The sequence below is a fragment of the Streptomyces endophytica genome (genome assembly GCF_026153355.1).
Taxonomy (GTDB): domain Bacteria; phylum Actinomycetota; class Actinomycetes; order Streptomycetales; family Streptomycetaceae; genus Streptomyces; species Streptomyces endophytica.
The window spans coordinates 2,912,260-2,936,218 of sequence record NZ_CP110636.1 but is presented as its reverse complement, the minus strand read 5'-3'; the positions used below and the strand labels follow the sequence as shown (position 1 = coordinate 2,936,218).

The following is a 23,959-nucleotide window of genomic DNA, read 5'->3' as shown; positions in this document are numbered from 1 at the left end:
GAAGTGCTCCTTAGAAAGGAGGTGATCCAGCCGCACCTTCCGGTACGGCTACCTTGTTACGACTTCGTCCCAATCGCCAGTCCCACCTTCGACGATTCCCTCCCACAAGGGGTTGGGCCACCGGCTTCGGGTGTTACCGACTTTCGTGACGTGACGGGCGGTGTGTACAAGGCCCGGGAACGTATTCACCGCAGCAATGCTGATCTGCGATTACTAGCAACTCCGACTTCATGGGGTCGAGTTGCAGACCCCAATCCGAACTGAGACCGGCTTTTTGAGATTCGCTCCACCTCGCGGTATCGCAGCTCATTGTACCGGCCATTGTAGCACGTGTGCAGCCCAAGACATAAGGGGCATGATGACTTGACGTCGTCCCCACCTTCCTCCGAGTTGACCCCGGCAGTCTCCTGTGAGTCCCCATCACCCCGAAAGGCATGCTGGCAACACAGAACAAGGGTTGCGCTCGTTGCGGGACTTAACCCAACATCTCACGACACGAGCTGACGACAGCCATGCACCACCTGTACACCGACCACAAGGGGGACCCTGTCTCCAGGGTTTTCCGGTGTATGTCAAGCCTTGGTAAGGTTCTTCGCGTTGCGTCGAATTAAGCCACATGCTCCGCTGCTTGTGCGGGCCCCCGTCAATTCCTTTGAGTTTTAGCCTTGCGGCCGTACTCCCCAGGCGGGGAACTTAATGCGTTAGCTGCGGCACGGACGACGTGGAATGTCGCCCACACCTAGTTCCCAACGTTTACGGCGTGGACTACCAGGGTATCTAATCCTGTTCGCTCCCCACGCTTTCGCTCCTCAGCGTCAGTATCGGCCCAGAGATCCGCCTTCGCCACCGGTGTTCCTCCTGATATCTGCGCATTTCACCGCTACACCAGGAATTCCGATCTCCCCTACCGAACTCTAGCCTGCCCGTATCGAATGCAGACCCGGGGTTAAGCCCCGGGCTTTCACATCCGACGCGACAAGCCGCCTACGAGCTCTTTACGCCCAATAATTCCGGACAACGCTTGCGCCCTACGTATTACCGCGGCTGCTGGCACGTAGTTAGCCGGCGCTTCTTCTGCAGGTACCGTCACTTTCGCTTCTTCCCTGCTGAAAGAGGTTTACAACCCGAAGGCCGTCATCCCTCACGCGGCGTCGCTGCATCAGGCTTTCGCCCATTGTGCAATATTCCCCACTGCTGCCTCCCGTAGGAGTCTGGGCCGTGTCTCAGTCCCAGTGTGGCCGGTCGCCCTCTCAGGCCGGCTACCCGTCGTCGCCTTGGTAGGCCATCACCCCACCAACAAGCTGATAGGCCGCGGGCTCATCCTTCACCGCCGGAGCTTTCCACACGGAGGTCATGCGACCCCGCGTCGTATCCGGTATTAGACCCCGTTTCCAGGGCTTGTCCCAGAGTGAAGGGCAGATTGCCCACGTGTTACTCACCCGTTCGCCACTAATCCCCTCCCGAAGGAGGTTCATCGTTCGACTTGCATGTGTTAAGCACGCCGCCAGCGTTCGTCCTGAGCCAGGATCAAACTCTCCGTGAATGCTTCCGGGTACTCCCGGTGAACACTCGCGTTGAGCGGAACCAGAGGGAGGAATAATCCCTCGGTTCACAGCGTCCTCGCTGTGTTTTTCTTCAAAGGAACCTCGTCACCAGACCATCCGGTCCGGTAGACGGGGTATCAACATATCTGGCGTTGACTTTTGGCACGCTGTTGAGTTCTCAAGGAACGGACGCTTCCTTTGTGCCTGTTTCACCAGGCTCTCCGGGCGCTTCCCTTCAGTCTTGCGTTTCCGACTCTATCAGATCCTCGCGGTCCTGATTGTCGCCGGCGCGTTTCGGCCTTTCAGCTTCTTCGCGGTTCCAACCTTACCAGATCCGTTTCCGTCTCCGGTGCCCTGTTGGAGCGGGCTCGGCCGCTTCGCTTTCGCTTTTCGGCCTTTCCGACTCTATCAGATCTTGTTCGTTCCGTTGACCGGTCCGAATTCGTTTCCGATTCCCCGTCGGAGGGGGTTAGCCTTTTGGCTTTTCCGACTTTATCAGAAGCGTTTCGGGCGAATTGAATCGGCCGGGGCTTCCGGTAAGTGGTCGGTTGCGCTTCGTCGAATTCAGGATTCTGGGCGAAGCGGAGAAGAGACTAACCGTCGCTGATGAACTTGTCCAGTTCGTTGCAACCGTTCGAATCTACCTCCCCCGGCTGCTCGTGTCAACGGTCGCCGGGGCGAAGAGGAGATTAGCAGGTCAGCGAGGCTCTGCGCACATCACGCGGCGGTGGGGAGGGTGGCGTCGCGATCGGCGGGGTCGAGGTCGCCGGTGGCGCCGGCGCGTACCGCGCGGCCGCCCAGCACCTGGACGTAGAGCAGGAAGGCCAGCTCGGTGGCGGTGCCAATGCCGATGCGGGCCCAGGTGGGCAGGGCTGAGGGGGTGACGAAGGCTTCGAGGGCGCCGGAGACGAAGAGGACGGCGGCGAGTCCTATGGCCACGCCGAGGGCCGAGCGGCCTTCCTGGGCCAGGGCGGCGCGGCGGGTGCGGGGGCCCGGGTCGATGAGGGTCCAACCGAGGCGGAGGCCGATGCCGGCGGCGATGAAGACGGCGGTCAGCTCCAGGAGGCCGTGCGGAAGGATCAGGCCCAGGAAGGTGTCGAGGCGGCCGGCCGAGGACATCAGGCCGATGCCGACGCCGAGGTTGAGCATGTTCTGGAAGAGGATCCAGAGGACGGGGAGGCCGAGGAAGGCGCCGAGTACCAGGCACATGGCGACGGCCTGGGCGTTGTTCGTCCATACCTGGGCGGCGAAGGCAGTGGCGGGGTGGCTGGAGTAGTACGTCTCGTACTCGCCGCCGGGGCGGGTCATGGCGCGGAGGTCGTCGGGGGCGCCGATGGCCGCCTGGACCTCGGGATGGGCGGCTATCCACCAGCCGAGGAGGGCGGCCACCACGGTGGAGAGGACCGCGGTGGGGACCCACCAGTGGCGCAGGCGGTAGACCGCTGCCGGAAAGGCGGTGGTGAAGAAGCGCGCGGTGTCCCGCCAGGACGCCTTGCGGGCGCCGGTGACCGTACTGCGGGCGCGGGCCACCAGGGAGGTCAGGCGGGTGGTCAGTGCGGGGTCGGGGGCGCTGGAGAGGAGGAGGGAGAGGTGGGTGGTGGTGCGTTGGTAGAGGGCGACCAGTTCGTCGGCCTCGGTGCCGGTGAGGCGGCGCTTGCGGTGCAGGAGGGCGTCGAGGCGGTCCCATTCGGCGCGGTGTGCCGCGATGAAGACATCGAGGTCCATACGGGGTTCGCTCCTCGTAGCGCCGTGGTGGGTGAGTGCGCAGTCAGCTTGGCAGACTGGCCGGGCCCGGCGTGGTGCGGGCGGGGTTTCGGGGAGCGAGAGGGAGTGGGCGCGGCGTGAGTGAGCTCGTCACGGGTGAAGCGGTGGTGCTGGGGCTGCGGCCGGCGAGGCTGCCGAGCCGGGGGCTGGCGATCGCCGTCGATGTGGCCGTGGGCTGGAGCGTGTACATCGCGGTGTCGATGCTGCTGGTCAGCGCGACGTCGTCGATGGACAGCGCGGCGGTGGCTGCCGTGTCGGTGGCGGCGTTCCTGTTGGTGCAGGTCGGGATTCCGATCGTGATCGAGACGCTGAGCCACGGGCGGTCGCTGGGCAAGGTGATCTGCGGGCTGCGGGTCGTACGGGAGGACGGCGGGCCGATCCGGTTCCGGCACGCGCTGGTGCGGGGTGCCATGGGGGCCATCGAGATCGTGCTGACCATGGGGGTGGTGGCGGCGATCGCCTCGCTGGTGTCAGCGCGGGGGCGCCGGGTGGGGGACGTGTTCGCCGGGACGCTGGTGATACGGGAGCGGATGCCGGCGGCCGAGGTGGGGGCGGCGCTGCCGCCGCCTCCTCCGTGGCTGGTGGCGGAGCTCGGGGCGCTGGATCTGTCGCGGGTGCCGGACGCGTGGTGGCTGACCCTCCGGCAGTACCTGGCACGAATGGGGCAGCTGGACGCGCAGGTCGGGGCGGCGATGGCGGGGCGGCTGGCGGAGGATCTCCGGGGGTTCACCGGAGTGCCGGTGCCGGCGGGGGTGCATCCGGCGGCGTACCTGGCGGCGGTCACCGGGGAGCGGCAGGGGCGGGAGTCGCGGCGGGCGTTCGGGACGGCGCCGGCGAGTCATGGGGCCTACGCCTCACCGTTTGAGCCTTCGGGAGTTCCGGCTGGGGCTGCGCCGGGGGCTTCCTGGTCGTCGCCCTCGCTGCCGGCCTCGCCGCCGGCTTCCGGTCCCGCTCCTTCTTCGGCTCCCTCGGCGCCGGGGGCTCCCGGGCCGGCTGCCCCGTCTGAGTCGCGGCCGCCCCGTACGGGGTTCGCGCCGCCGATGTGAGGGCGGGGCGGCGGCCGGCTCAGGCCGGCTCAGGCCGGCTCAGGTGAAGGTGGACGGCGGGGATTCGAGGGATTCGAGTTCGATGCCGGGGGCGGAGAGGACCACGTCGCCGGTGAGGTGGACGGTGTGCTGTTCGCCGGTCTCCAGGTCGTTGACCTGGTACTCGTCCGCGATGAGCGGGGCGTTGTCAGTGGCGTGTGGTGTGCTGTTGAGCAGGGCCCAGGACTGATCGAGGGTGCGGGGCGCGAGGACGGGGGGTGTGAAGGCGACGAGGCGGGCGCGGACGGCGCCGGCGCCGAGGGCCGGGCGCAGCAGCCGGGCGGTGGCGATGAGGAAGGCGGGGGACGCGCCGGTGAAGGCGTGGGCGCGGGCGTTGCCTTCGGTGGCGTGGGTGCCGGTGGGGTCGGTGCGTACCCAGGTGACGCCGTCCAGGGCGGCGCCGCGGACCTGCCAGGCGGAGGCGTGGAGTTCGAGCCGGATGGGGCGGCCCAGGTCGTCGAGGGTGAGGTCGACGGAGCCGATGTGGTCGCCGGAGGGGTCGGTGATCTGGGAGACGTAGCGCCAGCCGGAGGGGCCGGTGGCGCAGTGGAAGTGTTCTTCACCGAGGGGGGTGTGATCGTGCGGATCGTGGAGGGAGTAGCGGCCGCGGGGCATGAGGGGTGCAGTCCTTCGAGCGGCGACGGTTCGGTGCGTCGGGGGCGGTGCGGTGCGGGGCCGGTACGGGCCAGGCCCCCGCCGTGAAGGGCGAGGGCCTGGTCAACCGGCTGCTGGAGCGTGGTGCTCGGTATCAGTAGCGGTAGTGGTCGGGCTTGTACGGGCCCTCGACGGAGACGCCGATGTAGGCGGCCTGGTCCGGGCGGAGCTCGGTGAGCTTGACGCCCAGGGCGTCGAGGTGGAGACGGGCGACCTTCTCGTCCAGGTGCTTGGGCAGCACGTAGACGTCGGTCGGGTACTCCTCCGGCTTGGTGAACAGCTCGATCTGGGCCAGCGTCTGGTCCGCGAAGGAGTTGGACATCACGAAGGACGGGTGGCCGGTGGCGTTGCCCAGGTTCAGCAGGCGGCCCTCGGACAGCACGATCAGGACCTTGCCGTCGGGGTGGGTCCAGGTGTGGACCTGCGGCTTGACCTCGTCCTTGACGATGCCGGGGAGCTGCGCCAGGCCGGCCATGTCGATCTCGTTGTCGAAGTGGCCGATGTTGCCGACGATCGCCTGGTGCTTCATCCGCGCCATGTCGGACGCCAGGATGATGTCCTTGTTGCCGGTCGTGGTGACGAAGATGTCGGCGGTCTCGACGACCTCTTCGAGGGTGGTGACCTGGTAGCCGTCCATGGCGGCCTGCAGGGCGCAGATCGGGTCGATCTCGGTGATGATGACGCGGGCGCCCTGGCCGCGCAGGGACTCGGCGCAGCCCTTGCCGACGTCGCCGTAGCCGCAGACGACGGCGGTCTTGCCGCCGATCAGGACGTCGGTGGCGCGGTTGATGCCGTCGATGAGGGAGTGCCGGCAGCCGTACTTGTTGTCGAACTTCGACTTGGTGACGGCGTCGTTCACGTTGATCGCGGGGAAGAGGAGCTCGCCGTCGCGCTGCATCTCGTAGAGACGGTGCACGCCGGTGGTGGTCTCCTCGGTGACACCGCGGATCTCCGAGGCCAGCTTGGTCCACTTCTGCGCGTTCTCGGCGAGGGTGCGGGTGAGCAGCTCCAGGATGGCGCGGTGCTCGTCGCTCTCGGCGGTCTCGACGGCGGGGACCTTGCCGGCCTTCTCGTACTCGACGCCCTTGTGGACGAGGAGGGTGGCGTCGCCGCCGTCGTCCAGGATCATGTTCGGGCCGCCGGTGGGCGAGTTCGGCCAGGTCAGCGCCTGCTCCGTGCACCACCAGTACTCGTCGAGGGTCTCGCCCTTCCAGGCGAAGACCGGGACGCCCTGGGGGTTGTCCGGGGTGCCGTTGGGGCCGACGGCGATGGCCGCGGCGGCGTGGTCCTGGGTGGAGAAGATGTTGCAGGACGCCCAGCGGACCTCGGCGCCGAGGGCGACCAGGGTCTCGATCAGGACGGCGGTCTGCACGGTCATGTGCAGCGAGCCGGTGACACGGGCGCCGGCCAGCGGCTGCGCGGCGGCGTACTCCTTGCGGATCGCCATCAGACCGGGCATCTCGTGCTCGGCGAGGGTGATCTCCTTGCGGCCGAAGGCGGCGAGGGACAGGTCGGCGACCTTGAAGTCCTGGCCGGTGGCTGCTGTCGTCATGCGGGCTGCTCCTCGAAGCGTCGCGTGGTTTCGGGCTGGGCAGTCTGCGGCGCGGGCTGGGGTTTGCCAGCGGTAGCTGACGGAAGGAGCGTACGCAGAGGCCGAGTCGCCTCTCCGGACACACCTGTCCCCTGGCCGCAGCGCAGTCCGTCGGAGGCCCTCTCTCCCTCGGCCGGTCCGCGGGGCGGGCCGACCGACCGCCATCAGCAGCGACGTCTGGCACTGGTCACGAATCTACACCGATCGGCCCAGTGAACCCCAGCCCGGAGGGGGCCGGAAGGGCCGGTTCCGTGCGGTCCCGGCCAGGACGGGGCGGCCGACCGGCGGGTGGTCCGGGTGCCGCAGAGGGGCGGCGTGGGGCGGGAGGGCACAGGTCGCGGGGCGGATCCGGGCGGTACGTGGCGCCGGAGGCGGAGAGCCGGCGAGGGGCCAAGAGGCGTGTGCGCAAAGGGTGGCGAGGGGTGCGGAACGGTCGGTGCGACGGCGCGCGAGGGGGAACGGAAGGTGTGGCGGGAGGGCTGTGCGGAGGCGGGGTCGTCATGCAGGATGCCTGGAGCGCGAGAGCCAGAACGTCTGCACGACCGCGCATGTTCGTGAGGAGAACCACGTGACCACGAGTCCAGCTGATCCCCCGAGGGCGCGGGGACGGACGGGCAGGGGCTGAAGCTGCTCGCAGTGACGGCCTGCCCGACCGGGATCGCCCACACGTATATGGCCGCCGAGAAACTGACCCGGGCGGCCCGGTCGCTCGGCCATCAGATCAAGGTGGAGACGCAGGGTTCCATCGGGGCTGAGAACGTACTGTCTGACAACGATGTCAGAGACGCGGACGGGATCATCATCGCGGCGGACAAGGACGTCGACCGCGGCCGGTTCGCCGGCAAGAGGGTGCTGGCGGTCGGGGTCGCCGAGGGCATCCACCACCCCGAGCAGCTGATCGAGCGGGTGCGGAGCGCGCCGGTGTACGGGGGTCGGGACGGCGGTGACGCCGGTTCCGGCGGCCGTGCGGCGGCCGCGGCGGCGACGGCGTCCGGAAGCGGCGGCAAGGAACGCAGCGTCACGTACAAGGCGCTGATGAACGGGGTCAGCTACATGATCCCGTTCGTGGTGGTCGGTGGGCTGCTGATCGCGATATCGCTGGCGCTGGGCGGGCATCCGCAGGCGGACGGCGGTCTGGTGATCCCCGACGGCTCGTTCTGGAAGCACGTCAATGACGTCGGGGTCATCGGCTTCACGCTGATGGTGCCGATCCTGTCCGGCTACATCGCCTACGCGATCGGCGACCGGCCGGCGCTGGTGCCGGGCATGATCGGCGGCTGGATCGCCAATACGGGCGCGCTGTACGACTCCAAGACGGGCGCGGGGTTCATCGGCGCGATCGTCACCGGATTCCTGGCCGGCTATCTGGTGCAGTGGATCAAGAAGGTCAGGGTCCCGAAGTTCGTCCAGCCGATCATGCCGATCATCGTGATCCCGATCGTGGCGACCACGGCGCTCGGGCTGTTCTTCATCTACGTGATCGGCAAGCCGGTCGCCTGGGTGTTCACGCACCTCACGGGGTGGCTCGGCGGGATGACCGGGTCGAGCGCGATCCTGCTCGGCGCGATCCTCGGGCTGATGATCGCGTTCGACATGGGTGGTCCGGTCAACAAGACCGCGTTCCTGTTCGGCGCGGGGCTGATCGCGTCCGGTAACCAGACGGTGATGGGCATGTGTGCCGCGGCGATTCCGGTCATGCCGCTGGGGCAGGGGCTGGCCACGCTGGTCCGCCGTCGGCTGTACTCCGAGCAGGAGCGCGAGACGGGTATGGCGGCGCTGTTCATGGGCCTCTTCGGGATTTCGGAGGGTGCGATTCCGTTCGCTGCGGCCCGGCCCGCCCAGGTCATTCCGGCGAACATGCTCGGTGGCGCGGTGGCCGGTGCGGTCGCGGGGATGACCGGGGTGACGGACGCGGTGCCGCACGGCGGGCCGATCGTGGCGGTGCTGGGGGCGGTCGGCGGGGTGCCGGCGTTCTTCCTCGCCGTGGTGATCGGGGCGGTGGTCACGGCTCTGACGACGGTGACGCTGGTGGATCTTTCGGAGCGGCGGAAGGGCGGGGCGGCTGTCGCGGCGGGCGCTGCGTCTGGTGTTGGGGGCGCTGCGTCAGGTGCTGTGGGCGCTGCGTCAGAGGTTGTGGGTGAGGTGGCTGTGGTGGGCGAGATCGCTGGGGTGGTCGAGCCGGTCGCGGTTGGCGGGGCGGTTCCGGTCGGCGGGGCGGTTCCGGTCGGCGGGGCGGGGGTGGCTTCTTCTGCTGCTGGAGCTGGGGTGACTGCTGAGACTGCTGGGGGGCGTGCTGAGGCCGCCGAGTCGGCTGCGGCTGCGGCTGCGGCGGCTGTTGGGGCTGCTGAGTCGGCTGCGGCGGCTGTTGGGGCTGCTGAGTCGGCTGCCAGCGTCCCGGGTGACGTTCCCGCTGACCCGGGTGACGTCCCCGTTGAGGTGCTCTCGGGGTATCTCACCGCGGAAACCGTCAAGACGGAGCTCGCCGCCGGCGACAAGGAAGCGGCGATCCGCGAGATGGCGGAACTGGTGGCGGGCACCGGCCGGGTGACGGACGTGGCCGAGCTGGTGCGGGTGGCGCTGGCGCGGGAGGCGCAGGGCACCACCGGGCTCGGTGAGGAGATCGCCATTCCGCATGCCAAGACGGACGCGGTGAGCGCGCCGGTCGTCGGGTTCGCGCGGTCCGCGGAGGGGATCGACTGGGGTTCGCTGGACGGCACGCTGGCCCGGCTGGTCTTCCTGATCGCGGTGCCGGAGGCGGCGGCCGGGGAAGAGCATCTGCGGATCCTGGCGCTGCTGTCGCGGAAGCTGATGGACGCGGACTTCCGGGCGCGGCTGCAGGAGGCGGCGGATGCGGAGGCGCTGCTGGGCGTTCTCGGGGAGATCCAGTAAGGGCCGGGAGGTCCAGTAACGGCCGGGAGATCCAGTAGGGGATCCGGAGGTCGGGGCTGGGGAGGTCCCGTAGGGCGGGGGCGAACGGATCCCGTAGGGGGTGCGAGGGCCCCCTCGGGACCGTCAACGCGGCGGCAACGGGGAGGTATTCCCGCAGAGGGGGCAGTGCAGATGAGTGGGCCCCCGCGCTCCACTTCAGGGGAGTGCGGGGGCCCGCCCGTGATCAGGTGTCAGGCAGTGCCTGCGGTTCAGTGGCCGCCCGGGGTCTTGGCCGGGTCGGGGCCCTTGGCGGCGGTCGTCTCGTCGTAGATGTCCGGTTCGAGGTAGATGACGCGGGCGATCGGGACGGCCTCGCGGATGCGGGCCTCGGCGGCGTTGATGGCGTCGGCGATCTGGGTCGCGGTGTCGTCGTGCCGGACCGCGATCTTGGCGGCGACGAGCAGTTCCTCGGGGCCGAGGTGGAGCGTGCGCATGTGGATGACGCGGGTGACGACGTCGCCGTCGGCGACCGCGGCGCGGATCTTGGCGACCTGCTCGGGGCCGGCCGCCTCGCCGAGCAGCAGCGACTTGGTCTCGGCGGCCAGGACGAGCGCGATCAGCACCAGCAGCGTGCCGATGCACATGGTGCCGATGCCGTCCCAGATGCCGTTGCCGGTGAGGAGGGTGAGGCCGACGCCGCCCAGGGCGAGCACCAGGCGACCAGGGCGCCGAAGTCCTCCAGCAGCACGACGGGCAGCTCGGGGGCCTTGGCGCGGCGTACGAACTGGGTCCAGGTCTGCCTGCCGCGCAGCTCGTTGGACTCCTTGATGGCCGTGCGGAACGAGAAGCCCTCGGCGATCACGGCGAAGACCAGGACACCGATCGGCCAGTACCAGCCCTCCAGCGGGTGGGGGTTGTGGACCTTCTCGTAGCCCTCGTAGAGGGCGAAGACGCCACCGATGGTGAACAGGACGATGGAGACCAGGAAGCCGTAGATGTAGCGCTCGCGGCCGTAGCCGAAGGGGTGTTCCTCGGTGGCCGCGCGCTGGGCCTTCTTACCGCCGAGCAGCAGCAGGCCCTGGTTGCCGGAGTCCGCGATGGAGTGCACGCCTTCGGCCAGCATCGAGGACGAGCCGCTGAAGGCGAAGGCCACGAACTTCGCTGCGGCGATCGCCAGGTTGGCGCCCAGCGCCGCAACGATCGCCTTTGTCCGCCTGATGCGCTCATGAGTGCCGCATGTCCCTTCCGTCGACGGGGCTCGCCGCTTTACCGCCCCTTTAATGCTGTGCGGCGGTCATTGTTGCAGCCCGGCGTCCGGCGGATGCGGGGAGGCCACCTGGCGGACGGACTCCCGTGCGGTCCCAGGGCGGACTCCCCGTGCGGTCCCGGTCGCGCTGCGCCACCATGGAGGCGTGCCGCCGGGGCCGCGCCCCGGCCCTACGCCACCACCGTCGCCCGGAAGAGCGTGCCCTCCCCGCTGAGCGTGATCCGCTCGCCGGCCGGTACGAAGGCGGACTCGCCCGGGCCAGGGCCAGTTCGGCCGGTCCCTCGGCCGGTTGCCCGTCCCGGTCGGCGTGGAGCCGGACCGTGCCCGCCGTGCACAGCAGGATCTGCGGGGTCGCGGAGGCGAGCGGGTGCGGGGCGGCGCCGGGGGCGAGGACGAAGCGGGAGAGCCGGAACTCGTCGACGGGGGTGTCGTAGACCTCCTCGCCGCCGATGTCCTCGGGGCGGAGGACGCCCGCGTCGCCGGCTTCGAAGCGGACCACCCGCAGGAGTTCGGGGACGTCGACGTGCTTGGGGGTCAGCCCGCAGCGCAGCACGTTGTCGGAGTTGGCCATCAGCTCGACGCCGAGGCCGCTGATGTAGGCGTGCGGGATGCCGGCGCCGAGGAAGAGGGCCTCGCCGGGCTGGAGCCGGACGTGGTTGAGGAGCATGGCGGCGAGCACGCCGGGGTCGCCGGGGTAGTGGTGGGCGAGGCCGGCGTAGGCGGCGTAGGCGTCGGCGTGCGGACCGCCCTTGGCCGCGAGTTGGCCGGCGGCGACGGCGGTGCGCTCGACGGTGTCGGAGATGGCGTGGTGCTCGGCGCTGAGGACGGCGGTGAGGACCTCGCGCAGTGCGTCCGCCTCGGGGCTGGCGCGCAGGATGTCGACGTACGGCGTGAGGTCGTCGACGCCGAGGTCTTCGAGGAGGTCGGCGGTCTGTGCCGGGTGCCGGAAGCCGCACAGGCCCTCGAAGGGGGTGAGGGCGCAGATCAGCTCGGGCTTGTGGTTGGCGTCCTTGTAGTTGCGGTGCGGGGCGTCGAGCGGCACGCCGCGCCGCTCCTCGTCGGCGAAGCCCTCGCGGGCCTGGGCCAGGTCGGGGTGGACCTGGAGGGAGAGCGGTGAGCCGGCGGCGAGCAGCTTGAGCAGGAAGGGCAGCCGGGGGCCGAAGGCGCGGACGGCGCCGGGGCCGAGTTCGGCCTCGGGGTCGGCGTCGATGATCTCGGCGAGGGAGCGGGGGCCGGTGCCGCGGTCGAGGCGGGAGGGGGCGCCGGGGTGGGCGCCCATCCACATCTCGGCCTGGGGTTCGCCGGTGGGTGCGGTGCCGAGGAGCTCCGGGATGGCGGTGGCGGAGCCCCAGGCGTAGGGGCGCACGGTGTTGGCGAGGCGGTCCATGGGGTGCTGCTTCCTGACGTCGTACGGGGCGGCGGGCGGGCGCGCGGGGTGCGGCTCGCGGGCCCACGGGTGCGGGCCGGCCGGCCCGGGCGTGCGGGCCGGCCGCCAATGATCACTCGGTGCCGGCGAGCGCCAGGTAAACGGCACCGAAATCCGCGATGGCGAGTAGTTCCGCGGCCATCTCCAGCTCGCTGCCGGGGCCGGGCTGGAGTTCGGTGAGGGCGGTGTCGCGTTCCTCGGCGAGGGTCTGGGCGGCGCGGGTGGCGGACAGCGTGCCGGGTTCCTGGTCCCGCAGCAGCACGACGCGGGCGTGCAGGGTGGTCGCCGTGGGCTGTTCGACGCGGTCGCGGAAGAAGTCGTCCGGGTCGGTGCCGGGGGCGAGGGCGCCGGCGAGCAGGGTGCGGTGGGTGGTGAGGGCCTCGGGGAGTTCGGCGGCGAGGGCGGGGCGGCCGGCGAGGCCGGCGAGTTCGGTGGCGAAGTGCCGGCCGACGGCGTGCGCGACGGTTCCTTCGGTCCAGATGAGCGGGAGCGCGTCGGCGAGGTGGGCGGCGAGGGCCTTGCCGGGGTTGGAGTACGTGGGGATGGCCGGGCCGCAGCGTTCGGCGAGGTGGTCGAGGCGGTCGGCGAGTTTGCCGAGGGCGTCCTGCGGGGCGCTGATCAGGCCGATCCGGTCGGCGAGCGAGAGCATCGGGATGAGGACGGACCAGAGGGTGCCGGGGGCGGCCGGCGGGGCGCCCTCGACGTCGAACTCGGCGTCGTAGGCGGTGGTGGCGAGCGGGACGGCGAGGCCGCGGGCCTGGATGACGGCGTCGGCGAGCGGGCCGCCGGCGGGGGTGACGGCGACGACGGCGCAGCCGCGGCGGTAGGCCTGTTCGACGAGTTCGGCGAGGCCAGGGTCGGCGGCGTCCGGGCCGGCGAGGAGCAGCAGGTCGAGCGGGCCGGCCCAGCCGGGCAGCGTCCAGCGCAGCGCGCCGGGCAGCGGGGCGACGCCGGTGGGCTGGATGAGGCTGACCGGGCAGCTGCCGCCGCTGAGGGCGCGCAGCAGGTCGGCGACGCCGGCCGCGGCGGGTCCGGGGCCGGCGACGAGGACGGCGCGCGGCCGTCCGTCGGGGGTCAGCTCGGGGATGCCGGATTCGGCGGCGCTCCGGGCGGCGGTGCGGGCCCGGGCGCCGGCTTCGGCGACGCCGCGCAGCAGGCCGAAGCGGTCGGCGCCAGCCAGTGCGTCAGGGGTGTCGAGGAGGGACTCGTCGAGCATGGTGGGCGCGGCCTCCGATCGCCGGTGCGGGCGGGTTGTGCCGGGCGGTGCCGGACCCGCGGGCCCGGCGGGCCCGGGTCAGGCGGGGCGGCGTGCTTCGTCGACGAGGAGTACGGGGATGCCGTCCCGGACGGGGTACGCGAGGCCGCAGTCGCCGGAGGTGCAGATCAGCTCGGCCGGGTCGGTGCCGGTCCGGTCCTCCAGGGGGGCGTGGCACGCCGGGCAGGCGAGGATCTGGATCAAGCTGGCTTCGACCGGCATGGGCGCTGCTCCTTCGGGTGGTTGCGGCGTGGCCAGCGTACCGCCGGTGGGGCGGGCGCGGCCTGCTCGGCGGGGTGTGGCGGGACGGGCGGGGCGGGTGCCCCGCCCGTGGGAGGGTCAGCCGCGGATGATCGCCAGGGCCTCGTCGCGGACCCGGGCGACGGTGTCGGCGTCGCGGGCCTCGGCGTTCAGGCGCAGCAGCGGCTCGGTGTTGGAGGGCCGGACGTTGAACCACCAGTCGTCGGCGGTGACGGTCAGGCCGTCCAGTTCGTCGAGGGTGATGCCCTCGCGGCCCTGGTAGGCGGCCTTGATCGCGGCGAGCCGGCCGGCCTGGTCGTCGACGGTGCTGTTGATCTCGCCGGAGGCGGCGTAGCGGTCGTACTCGGCGACCAGCTGCGACAGCGGGCGGTCCTGGCCGCCGAGGGCGGCGAGGACGTGCAGGGCGGCGAGCATGCCGGTGTCGGCGTTCCAGAAGTCGCGGAAGTAGTAGTGCGCGGAGTGCTCGCCGCCGAAGACGGCGCCGGTCTTGGCCATCTCCTCCTTGATGAACGAGTGCCCGACGCGGGTGCGGACCGGGGTGCCGCCGTGCTCCCTGACGACCTCGGGGACGGACCAGGAGGTGATGCAGTTGTGGATGACGGTGGAGCCGGGGTGCTTGGCCAGCTCGCGGGCGGCGACCAGGGCGGTGATCGCGGACGGGGAGACCGGGTCGCCGTTCTCGTCGACGACGAAGCAGCGGTCGGCGTCGCCGTCGAAGGCGATGCCGAGGTCGGCGCCGGTCTCGCGGACCCGGGCCTGGAGGTCGACGATGTTCTTCGGGTCGAGCGGGTTGGCCTCGTGGTTGGGGAAGGAGCCGTCCAACTCGAAGTACAGGGCGTCGAGTTCGAGCGGCAGCCCGGCGAAGACGGTGGGGACGGTGTGGCCGCCCATGCCGTTGCCGGCGTCCACGACGACCTTCAGGGGGCGGATCGCGGTGAGGTCGACCAGGCTGCGCAGGTGGGTGCCGTAGTCGGCGAGCACATCGCGTTCGCCGATGGTGCCGGGGGTGGCGGCCGGCTCGGGGGCGCCCTCGTCGGACCAGCGCTCGACCAGGGCGCGGATGTCGGCGAGGCCGGTGTCCTGGCCGACCGGGGCGGCGCCGGCCCGGCACATCTTGATGCCGTTGTACTGGGCGGGGTTGTGCGAGGCGGTGAACATGGCGCCGGGCAGGCCGAGGGAGCCGCTGGCGAAGTACAGCTCGTCGGTGGAGCACAGCCCGATCAGGGTGACGTCGGCGCCGCGGGCCGCGGCACCGCGCGCGAAGGCCCCGGCCAGGCCCGGCGAGGAGGGCCGCATATCGTGTCCGATCACGATCGCGTCCGCGCCGGTGACCTCGACGAAGGCCGCGCCGAACAGCTCGGAGAGCGGTTCGTCCCACTGGGTGGGGACGACACCGCGTACGTCGTATGCCTTGACGATGTGCGACAGGTCGGTCACGGGCGGTCCTCCTGGGGTGTGTTCGGGACCTCCCAACCTATCCGCTTTTCGGCTGCGCATTGCGGTGCCTCCCACGTACCCGTCTGTCCCGCCGCGGGTGTTGTTCGCCGTTGCGCCTGCGGCGGGCTGGGTTGTGTTGGGTGCGGTGACGGGCCTCCGGGGCCGGTCGTGTGGACTGCTGACGCTTTACGTCCACACAACCGGCCCCTCCGGCCCGTCCCCTCCCGTGGGAAGGGAAGTTGAGGCCGGTGGGGGCGTATGTGATGCCCACGTGCCCGCAGGCAACAGACCAGGCCCGCCCCACGAGAAACTCCCCACCACGGGAGGGGCTGGACCGGAGGACGAAGTCTGGAGGGCCGGCACCGCACCCGACACACAACGCCCGCCGCCAGGCGCAACGGCGAACAACAACCGCGGCGGGAGAGACGGGTACGTGCGGGGCGCCGCAAAGCGCAACAGCGAGCAACAACCGCGGCGGGACGGCCAAGTACGTGGGAGGACGCGATCAAGGCTCCGGGGACCGGAGTACGCGGAGGTGGCCTCGGCGGGCCACCTCCATGGGGGCGCGGTCGCCGGGTGGGGCGTCCGCGCCGGCCGCGCGTTCGCGTTCCTGGGGGCGGGCGGCCTCGCGGACCGCGTTCGCCAGGGCTTCGAGGTCGTCGCCGCTGGGGCGGGCCGGGCCGGAGTCGATGGCGAGGCGGACGACCTCCCAGCCGCGGGGCGCGGTCAGCCGCTCGGAGTGCTCGGCGCACAGGTCGTAGCAGTGCGGTTCGGCGTAGGTGGCGAGCGGTCCGAGCACGGCGGTCGAGTCCGCATAGACGTACGTCAGCGTTGCGACGGCGGGGCGGCCGCACGCAGTGCGCGAACAGCGACGTACAGGGCTCACGACGTTGGACGGTACCGCACTCTTGAGCGGGCCGCGACGACTCTCCCCCGGCTCACCCAACCGTGTCGTCCCGCTTCGTCCGATGCGTCTGACCTGCACCCGCTCGGCCCGTCCTGGGGCGGGTGGGGCGGGGCGGTCGGTGCGCGGGAGGGAATACCCTCATGAGTTAGTGCATTTCCGGCCATTCGGCGGGAGTTCCGCGATCTGATGTGGGGAGGGAAACGAAACCGATCCGGACCGGTCCGGTCAGCCTGCGACATGCCGCGTCTTGTGGCGGTCTGCGGATTCCGGCGGTCCGTGACGGCTACGCTCGATGCTGATGGACAGGCCCGTACCTCCCCGACCGGCGGAGCCGCGGCTCCGCCGCCGCGACCGTCACGGCCGCGGCATGCGCGGCCCGATCGCGCCGCCTCAGGTGCCGCTGTCGGTGACCCGCGCGGACGCCTTCGTGGATCTCGTCTACGACTCGCGGGACCGGCTGGAGCGGCGCTGGCCGCAGCTGGCCCAGGTCGACTTCCTCGTGGTCGAGGTGCCCGGCTTTGGGCCGGACGGCGGGGAGGGGGCGGTCGACGAGGAGAGCGTGCCGCTGGGGCGGGTGCTGCCGGCGGCGGGCGGACATCGCGACCGGATCGTGATCTACCGGCGGCCGGTGGAGATCCGTACGAAGAGCCGGGACGAGCGGGCGCTGCTGGTGCACGAGGTGGTCGTCGAGCAGGTCGCCGATCTGCTGGGGCTGGCTCCGGAGTCGGTGGACCCGCGCTACGGGCAGGAGTGAGACCGTAGCGCGGGGCCCGCGCGTCAGTCGGTGAGCAGGGAGAGGTCCTGGCCGGCGGTGGGGACCACGACCGAGCCGCGGTCGTCGGGCAGCGGCTGGACGGTGAAGGCGGGCACGCCGCCCTGGGGCGGGCGAGCATCCGGGCCGCGTAGACGGGGCCGCTGCCGGACTCGGGCTCCACGGTGAGGGCGTAGCTGCCCTTGAGGCCCTGGGGGCGGGGCGGGTCGATGTCGAGGGTGGTGCCGCCCTTGACCGTGTACGTCTTGGTGACCGGGGTGCCGCCCTCGCTGCCCGCGGAGGCGGTGACCTTCACCTTGGCGTCCTTGCCCTTGTCAGTGGCGACCAGCGACAGGGTGCTGCCCTTGGCGCCGTTGTCGGCGGCGGTGGCCCGCTTCTCCACCGGGCGGGTGGCCGGGATGAAGGCCATCTCCTGGTTGCCGCCCTTGCCGCGGGTGACCCGCAGGGCCGCCGAGACGGGGCCTTGGCGCCGGGGTCGGTGGGGGTGAGCACCAGGGAGCCGGCCTCGCCCTTGGTGACGTCCTTGAGGTCCACCGCGGTGGTCATGCCGCTCTTGAGGTGCAGCGTCTCCAGTCCGGCCGGGGTGATCAGGCCGGTGGGGGTGGCGAGTTGCACCTTCAGGTCGGCGTCGGCCTCTCCGGGGGCGAGGGCGACCAGCCGGACGGAGGTGGCGTCCTTGGGGATGCCGGGGAGGACCACGCTCGGGGCGGGGTCGGCGGCGGGCGGCAGCCAGTCGCTGCCGAGCTTGCTGTCGGTGGCCTGGACGGCGGCGCCGATCCGGCCCTCGCGGGCGAGGACGTGGAGGGTGGCGTTGGTGGCCGGGCGGGTGGTGAGGGTGGAGAGCAGGACGGGGACGGTGGTGTGCGGGGGGACGGTGATGTCCTCGCCGGCCGAGCCGCCCAACGAGCCGTCCTTGCCGTGGAGTTCGAGGTCGACGACGGCGGGGGTGTTGTCGGGGTTGGTGAGGTGGACGTAGTCCTGGCGGTCGGCGGCGGTGCTGACGCCGGGGAACCAGAACGTGGTGTCGGGGGTGGGGCAGCTCAGCCCGAGCAGACCGCGGCCGGCGCCGGCCGCGACGGTGGTGGTCTGCTGGACGGTCCAGCCGGGGGCGAGGGTGCCGTCGGCCGCGCCGACGAGCGCGGGGGCGTCGGCCCGGTCGGTGGACGTGGTGACCGGCTTGCCGGCCTGCCGGAGGGGGACGACGGGCTTGGTGTCGGTGGGCGGGACGGCGGTCCGGCCGGTGTCCGCGGTCTTGGACGTGCCGCCCTTCTTCTTGCCGTCCTTCTTGCCGTCGCCGGCGCCGGCGGCCTTCACGGTCCCGGCGGGCAGCAGCTGCGCGGTGCCCTTCTTGGTGTCGGCGCCGGCCGCGGCGCCCTGGGGCGCGAAGGCGGTGTAGGTGGTCTCGCCGACCTCCGAGGAGGTGGGCGGGGGGCAGAGCAGCGCGGAGCGCTGGACGGGCAGCCGGGTGGCGCCGCCAGGGGTCTTCGGGGTGCCGCCGGGGGCCGCGACGGCGGCGATGCCGGTGACCGCGGCCAGCGCGGCGGCCGCGCCGATCAGGGACGTCATGGTGCGCTTCACTGCTGGTCGCTCCCGTCACGGCGCGGCTCGGGGTAGGAGCCGGGGGGCCCGGAGTACCCCGGGTACACGGTGCCGTCGTCGTAGGGCTGTTGCTGGGGCTGCGGCGTGCCGTCCGGGTACGGCTGCTGGGCGTAGCCGTACGGGTCGTAGGCGCCGGCCTGGTAGGGGTCGCCGGGGTAGGTGCCGGTGGGCTGGTACGGGTCCGCCTGCGGGTACTGGCCGCCGTACTGCGTGCCCTGGTACGGGTCGTAGGGCTGCTGCTCGGCCGCGTGCTGGCCGGGGGCGGCCGCCCAGTCCTCGTAGGAGGGCTGCTGCGGTACGGCCGCGTACGGGTCGGCGGTCGCGGCGGGGTCCTGGGGGGCCGCCGGGTCGGTGGCCGGGGCGGGCGGCTCCTCGCCGGTGCGGGCGTCCGGGATGCCGGGGCCGGCCGGGTCGGGGGTGCCGGCGGCTTCGGCCTCGGCCTCGGCCTGGGCGCGCAGCCGGCGGGCGCGGCGGCCGTCGCCGGTGGCCGCGGCGGCCTGGGCGGCGGCGGTGTCCTCGGGCAGGTCGTCGTCGATCTCGCGGCGGCGGCCGGGCAGGGCGAGGACGACCAGGACGACGGCGAGCAGGCCCTGGGCCCACAGCCAGAGGGTGTGGCCGAGCGGGTTCTCGTGGGTGAGGTCGAGCCGGCCGCCGTTGGAGGGCAGGGTGAAGCCCTGGGCCCAGCCGTCGACGGTGACGGGCTTGAGCGGGGTGCCGTCGAGGGTGGCCTGCCAGCCCGCGTCGGCGGAGTCGGCCAGGCGCAGCACCCGGCCGGCGGGTCCGGCGGGCAGCTTGGTGTGCGCCTCGACGGGCCCGGCGGCGACGGCCGTGGGCGCGGCGGCCTCGCCGGCGGTGGTGCCGTCCTGGGCCTGGGGCGGGACGATCGAGACCCGGGAGACCCGGCGGTCGACGCGCCACAGGGCGCTGCCGTCCTCCTGGCTGAGCCGGGTCAGGCCCGGGGTGGCGTCCAGGACGCGGCCCATCTCGCGCGGGGCGCCGCTGCGGACCAGGACGTAGCGGACCGCGTAGCCGCCGAGCTGGTTGGTCTGGTCGGCGCCGGAGCCGGCGACGAGGTGGGCGACGATGCTGCCGAACCGCTTGTCCTCGCCGGCCTCGGCGGCCAGGTCGGCGTCGCCGAGGCGGGCGCCGGAGCCGCGGACGAGGGTGTAGGAGACGTGGCCGGGCGTGCCGTCGAGGACGAGGGTGCGGGGCCGGTCGGCGCTGCCGGACTCCTCGGCAACGAACGCCGGGACCTGGTCGGGGCCGCGCCGTTGGAGCGGGCCGGCCGCGCCGCTGATCATCCAGCTGACCGCGGCGTAGAGCGGGGCGAGCACGGACGCCAGGGCGATCAGCACGGCGACCGGCTGCTTCCAGCCGAAGCCGAGGCTGGCCATGCGGGTGCGGATGCCCTCGGCGCCGAGCGCGGCGGCGCAGAGCAGGGCCAGGCCGTAGACGAGGACGGCGGGGCCGGTCCAGCCGGAGCCGTTGCCGAGCGCGGCGAAGAGCAGGCCGGTGAGGGCGACGGCCCAGGCGGTGCGGATGGCGAGCTGGCGGGCGTCGCGCAGGGTCGCGGCGAGCGCGGCGAGCACGATGCCGAGGAGCAGCAGCCCGCCGGTGGCCTTGGGGCCGCCGGGGCTGAGCCCGATGAGGTCGAGGACGGAGGCGGAGCCGGTGCCGTAGTCGAGGCCGGCTTCCTGGAAGAAGCGGGACGGGTGGGTCAGCAGGGACAGCGACCAGGGGGCGAGCACGACGAGCGGGGCGAGGACCACGGCCAGGAACCGCAGCCCGTAGCTGACGATCTGGTCCCGGCTGCCGTCAAGGAGCCGCAGCACCAGCAGGCCGACGCCGAGGAGCACGGCCATCGGCCAGACCACGGGGGTGAAGGCCGCGGTGAAGGTGATCAGCAGGGCGTACGCCCAGGTGGCGCGCCAGCTGGGGCGGGTGCCGAGGGGGAGCCGGAGTCCGCTCGCGGCGATCGCGGCGCGTGCCATGAGGGGCAGCACGATCGCGAGGACGGCGGTGCCGAGCCGGCCGCCGGCCAGTGCGCCGGCCGCGGCGGGCAGGAAGGCGTAGGCGATGCTGCCCCAGGCCCGCAGCAGCCGGGAGGCGACCAGTGGGCGGGAGGCGAAGTAGGCGGTGAGGCCGGCCAGCGGGACGGAGCAGACCAGCAGCAGGGTCAGCGTGAAGCCGGTGGAGCCGAGGAAGGCGCTGGAGACCAGGGCGACGACGGCGAGGTAGGGCGGTGCGGCGGCGCCGTCGCCGGTGCCGACCGCGTGCCAGCTGTCGAGGTACGCCGACCACAGGTCGGAGACGCTGCCGGGGGCGGGCAGCAGTGCGCCGCCGCTGAGGGCGCCGGAGCCGAGCAGTCCGCGGCAGGCGATCAGCGAGACGACCAGCAGGACGAGGAAGAGGACCGGGGCCGGTTTGCGGGCGATCCGCTTGAGCCGGGCGAACTGCTCGATCTCCAGGAAGTCGGCGTCGTCGCCGCCGGGCCCGGATTCGACGGCGCCGTGCCGGCCGGCCGAGGCCACGTCCGGGGCGGCCCGGCCGGAGAGGTTGCCGGCGATCTGCTCGACGGTGGCCCGGACGGTCGCGCCGGGCGGCGGGAAGAGCGGCCGCAGCTCGCTCGCCTCGACCGCGGGGCGGCCTCTGCGTTTGCGGGCGGCGAGGATCTTGCCGGGCCGCAGCAGGGTGCCGAAGAGGCCGGCGAGTTCGTCGAGGGCCTGGCCGGGGACCTTGCCGACGAGGTAGGCGAGGACCCGCAGGAGGGTGCCGAGCAGCAGCCGCAGCAGGACGTACGGGAGGAGGGCGCCGCGGGTGTTGGTGAGCAGGGTGTAGACGGCGCCGGCCTTGTCGACGCGGTGCGGGTTGGCGACGGAGCGGCCGACGCAGTCGATGGGGCGGCGTTCGCGGGCGGCGGCCTCGGCGTGCCGGAGGACCGCGTCCGGGGCGACGAGGACCTGGTGGCCGGCGGCCTGGGCGCGCCAGCACAGGTCGACGTCGTCGCGCATCAGGGGCAGCCGGCGGTCGAAGCCGCCCAACTGCTCGTAGACGTCGCGGCGGATGAGCATGCCGGCGGTGGAGACCGACAGCACCGGGCGGACCTGGTCGTGCTGGCCCTGGTCCTGTTCGCGGCGGTCCAGGCCGGTCCAACGGCGGCCGCTGCGGGCGATGCTGACGCCGGCTTCGAGCAGCTGGCGGCGGTCGTACCAGCTGCGAAGCTTGGGGCCGACGATGACGGCCGAGGGCTGGCGTCGGCGACCCGCAGCAGTTCGGCGAGGGCGTCCGGCTCGGGCGCGCAGTCGTCGTGCAGCAGCCACAGCCACTGGACCGGTTCGCCGTGCGGCAGTTCCGGCATGTCGTAGGCCTCGTCGCGCCAGGTGCGGCTGACCGGGTCCCAGCCGCTGGGGCGGCGCAGGTACGGCAGGTCGTCCGGGCCGAGCACGGGGGCGGTGCGGACCGCCTCGTCGACGGCGGTGCCGAATCCGGAGCGGCGGGCGAGGTGCAGTACGCGTTCGTCGCCGAGGGATTCGCCGAGCAGCTGCGCGGAGTGGTCCGCACTGCCGGTGTCGGCGCCGATGGCGTTCTGCACCGGGCGTTCCTGGCCGAGGAGGCCGGTGAGCGCGTCGGGCAGCCAGCGGGCGCCGTCATGGGAGACGATCACGGCGGTGACGACGTGCCGCGGGAACTCTGGCGTGGCGGCTGCATATGAGGCGGCCTGCGCCGCCGACTGGCTGTGCACGGACATCGAGGTACGGGCCCTCCGGACCCGGGAGTTCGAAGGCCCACGGCGAAGCCGCTTGAGGCCCCGCCCCCGGAAGACACTGCGACGGACTACGAGGCGACGCGCGCGCCCCGGTGGGCGGCGGCGCATCTCGGACGGGGCCCCACACTAATGGTTCGCGCCGGTGCCCCGACCGGGCCCGTACACAGCAGTCCGCCTCCGGCGCCCGGTGCGCTGGAGGCGGAGTGTTCGCTATAGGGGGATATGGGGAGTTGGGGCGGTGCGGCGGCGGGGTCCGAGAGACCGCGCGCCCTGGGCAGGGGTGGCTGACTCGTCACGGTCAGACGGCGGCCTTCTTGAGCCGGCGCCGCTCGCGCTCCGACAGACCGCCCCAGATACCGAAGCGCTCGTCGTTGGCGAGGGCGTATTCGAGGCACTCGGACCGGACTTCACAGGCGAGACAGACCTTTTTCGCCTCGCGGGTGGAGCCACCCTTCTCCGGGAAGAAGGACTCGGGATCGGTCTGGGCGCACAGTGCGCGCTCCTGCCAGCCGAGCTCCTCGTCCGCCTCCTCGACCAGCAATTCCTGGAACAGCTCGGTCATGTGCGCCCCTCGTCTGTCTTTACGTCCCCGTGATCAAGCCGTGATCGATTTCGGCTGAACGACACGAGTGAAATTACAAGTGTGGTGATCCGGGCCAGTCAAGCCGAGATCTGCTATTGAGCCTCTTATTCACTCGGCGGAACCAAGCGGATGCGGAAAGTGTTCAAATCAGTAAAAACCAGGACACTTCCCCGGGCGCGCCCCCCGGCACGTCCGTGTCATCCATGGAGACGTGATCAGGCGGCGTTCGCGTTGCACCCCGCGCGCCGAAGCGGGGAAGATCACAGACGGATCACGGGACCGCAACGGCGTTTGGAGCAGCGGTTGCCGGTCGATGTCTCCGCGTCCAGGACTGCACAAACCTTTCTCCGGCCGGAGTAACCGGATGCGGTGAAAGATTCGCGGCAAACCCGACATCCGGTTGACATTGCGCCGGGAACCCGGTCTCCTTGACCCCATGCCAGTGACTGCCGCGCCCCGACTGACCCGTGCCTACGGGTCACTCTGCGCTGCGCAGGCTCGCTGTCGCTGTTCCAGCTGTTGATGCCACTGAGCTCCAGCTTCTCCGCTCGCACCACCCCGCAGCGCCCCGCATTTCCCGCCCGCGCCGCGCACCCCACAGGGACCGCCCGCGCCGGCCGCACCCTCCCCCCGGCTACGACGGGGAGGTCCCCCCAGCTCTTCCGCCGAGGAACTCGAAACCGATGAACAGCGACGTCCAGATCGCCGGCGACCCGCTCGCCATCCCCACCTCCTGCCGCCCGTCCCCGCGCACCCGGACACCGTCGCCGGCTTCGTCGGGCTCGCCCGCGCCATCGCCGCGGACCGCGCCGCCTGGGCCCCGCTCGTCCGCTACGACGCCACCACGCGCTGGTACCACCGGCTGCGCACCGGCCCCGGCTACGAGGTGTGGCTGCTGAGCTGGCTCCCCGGCCAGGGCAGCGGACGGCACGACCACGGGCGGTCCTCCGGCGTACTGACCGTCCTGGAAGGCGAGTTGACCGAACACGGCCCCGCCGGACCGCGCGCCCTCGCCGCCGGCACCCAGAAGGTCTTCGCCCCCGGCTACGTCCACGAGGTCGTCAACGACTCCCTGACGCCCGCGGTCAGCCTGCACGTCTACTTCCCCGGTCTGACCGAAATGCCCATGCACGACGCGCCCCACTGCTCCACGGCGACACGGGAGACCACCCCGTCCTGA

The 23,959-nt window shown here is 71.9% G+C and carries 11 protein-coding genes, 1 rRNA gene and 5 pseudogenes; 4 read left to right on the top strand and 13 right to left on the bottom strand.

What is annotated here, in order from left to right; all coding sequences use genetic code 11:
• Positions 1 to 14 precede the first annotated feature (14 nt).
• Both OJ254_RS13290 and OJ254_RS13285 read right to left on the bottom strand, forming a co-directional pair.
• Positions 15 to 1,543: ribosomal RNA gene (locus tag OJ254_RS13290) — 16S ribosomal RNA — on the bottom strand.
• Positions 1,544 to 2,261: 718 nt separating this feature from the next.
• A complete protein-coding gene (locus OJ254_RS13285) occupies positions 2,262 to 3,269 on the bottom strand; it encodes a stage II sporulation protein M (protein WP_265362500.1) in 1,008 nt (335 codons plus the stop codon).
• Positions 3,270 to 3,385: 116 nt separating this feature from the next.
• Here OJ254_RS13285 and OJ254_RS13280 point away from each other — a divergent pair, with 116 nt between their 5' ends.
• Complete coding sequence (locus tag OJ254_RS13280; RefSeq protein WP_265362499.1) at positions 3,386 to 4,354, top strand: RDD family protein; 969 nt, start codon at positions 3,386 to 3,388, stop codon at positions 4,352 to 4,354.
• 39 nt (positions 4,355 to 4,393) lie between these two features.
• Here OJ254_RS13280 and OJ254_RS13275 read toward each other — a convergent pair whose 3' ends face one another.
• Positions 4,394 to 5,008, bottom strand: a complete 615-nt coding sequence (locus OJ254_RS13275; RefSeq protein ID WP_265362498.1) for a hypothetical protein — start codon at positions 5,006 to 5,008, stop codon at positions 4,394 to 4,396.
• A gap of 133 nt (positions 5,009 to 5,141) precedes the next feature.
• Positions 5,142 to 6,599 carry an adenosylhomocysteinase gene (gene ahcY / locus OJ254_RS13270; RefSeq protein WP_265362496.1) on the bottom strand — a complete coding sequence of 486 codons (1,458 nt, stop codon included), beginning with the start codon at positions 6,597 to 6,599 and terminating at the stop codon, positions 5,142 to 5,144.
• Positions 6,600 to 7,310: 711 nt separating this feature from the next.
• Here ahcY and OJ254_RS30745 point away from each other — a divergent pair.
• A complete protein-coding gene (locus OJ254_RS30745) occupies positions 7,311 to 9,527 on the top strand; it encodes a fructose-specific PTS transporter subunit EIIC (RefSeq protein ID WP_279350651.1) in 2,217 nt (738 codons plus the stop codon).
• Positions 9,528 to 9,775: 248 nt separating this feature from the next.
• On the opposite strand, the pseudogene OJ254_RS13255 reads toward OJ254_RS30745, so the two are convergent.
• The 6 genes and pseudogenes from OJ254_RS13255 to OJ254_RS13230 form a co-directional block, all read right to left on the bottom strand.
• Positions 9,776 to 10,733, bottom strand: a pseudogene (locus OJ254_RS13255) (cation diffusion facilitator family transporter).
• Between the two features lie 210 nt (positions 10,734 to 10,943).
• Positions 10,944 to 12,160, bottom strand: a pseudogene (manA, locus tag OJ254_RS13250) (mannose-6-phosphate isomerase, class I).
• A 112-nt stretch (positions 12,161 to 12,272) separates the two neighbouring features.
• The gene (locus tag OJ254_RS13245) at positions 12,273 to 13,415 is read right to left on the bottom strand and encodes an SIS domain-containing protein (RefSeq protein WP_265362495.1); all 1,143 of its coding nucleotides are present in this window, start codon (positions 13,413 to 13,415) and stop codon (positions 12,273 to 12,275) included.
• A gap of 78 nt (positions 13,416 to 13,493) precedes the next feature.
• The gene (locus OJ254_RS13240; RefSeq protein WP_261951126.1) at positions 13,494 to 13,676 is read right to left on the bottom strand and encodes a Trm112 family protein; all 183 of its coding nucleotides are present in this window, start codon (positions 13,674 to 13,676) and stop codon (positions 13,494 to 13,496) included.
• 117 nt (positions 13,677 to 13,793) lie between these two features.
• Positions 13,794 to 15,152 (bottom strand): phosphomannomutase/phosphoglucomutase, encoded by a 1,359-nt coding sequence (locus OJ254_RS13235; RefSeq protein WP_265362494.1) that lies wholly within the window; start codon positions 15,150 to 15,152, stop codon positions 13,794 to 13,796.
• A 505-nt stretch (positions 15,153 to 15,657) separates the two neighbouring features.
• Entirely contained in the window at positions 15,658 to 16,098 is a 441-nt protein-coding gene (locus OJ254_RS13230; protein WP_265362493.1) for a DUF3499 domain-containing protein, read from the bottom strand.
• A gap of 328 nt (positions 16,099 to 16,426) precedes the next feature.
• Here OJ254_RS13230 and OJ254_RS13225 point away from each other — a divergent pair, with 328 nt between their 5' ends.
• Positions 16,427 to 16,813: a metallopeptidase family protein gene (locus OJ254_RS13225; protein WP_341483606.1), complete on the top strand. Its 387-nt coding sequence runs from the start codon at positions 16,427 to 16,429 to the stop codon at positions 16,811 to 16,813.
• A 23-nt stretch (positions 16,814 to 16,836) separates the two neighbouring features.
• Here OJ254_RS13225 and OJ254_RS13220 read toward each other — a convergent pair.
• The 3 genes and pseudogenes from OJ254_RS13220 to OJ254_RS13210 all read right to left on the bottom strand — a co-directional run bounded on the left by OJ254_RS13220 (position 16,837) and on the right by OJ254_RS13210 (position 22,758).
• A pseudogene (locus tag OJ254_RS13220) lies at positions 16,837 to 18,409 on the bottom strand (DUF5719 family protein).
• Positions 18,406 to 22,178, bottom strand: a pseudogene (locus OJ254_RS13215) (glycosyltransferase). Before OJ254_RS13215 ends, OJ254_RS13220 begins: the two co-directional pseudogenes overlap by 4 nt.
• Before the next feature lie 316 nt (positions 22,179 to 22,494).
• Positions 22,495 to 22,758, bottom strand: a complete 264-nt coding sequence (locus OJ254_RS13210) for a WhiB family transcriptional regulator (RefSeq protein ID WP_003983763.1) — start codon at positions 22,756 to 22,758, stop codon at positions 22,495 to 22,497.
• A gap of 704 nt (positions 22,759 to 23,462) precedes the next feature.
• On the opposite strand from OJ254_RS13210, the pseudogene OJ254_RS13205 reads away from it, so the two are divergent.
• Positions 23,463 to 23,959: pseudogene (locus OJ254_RS13205) on the top strand (cysteine dioxygenase).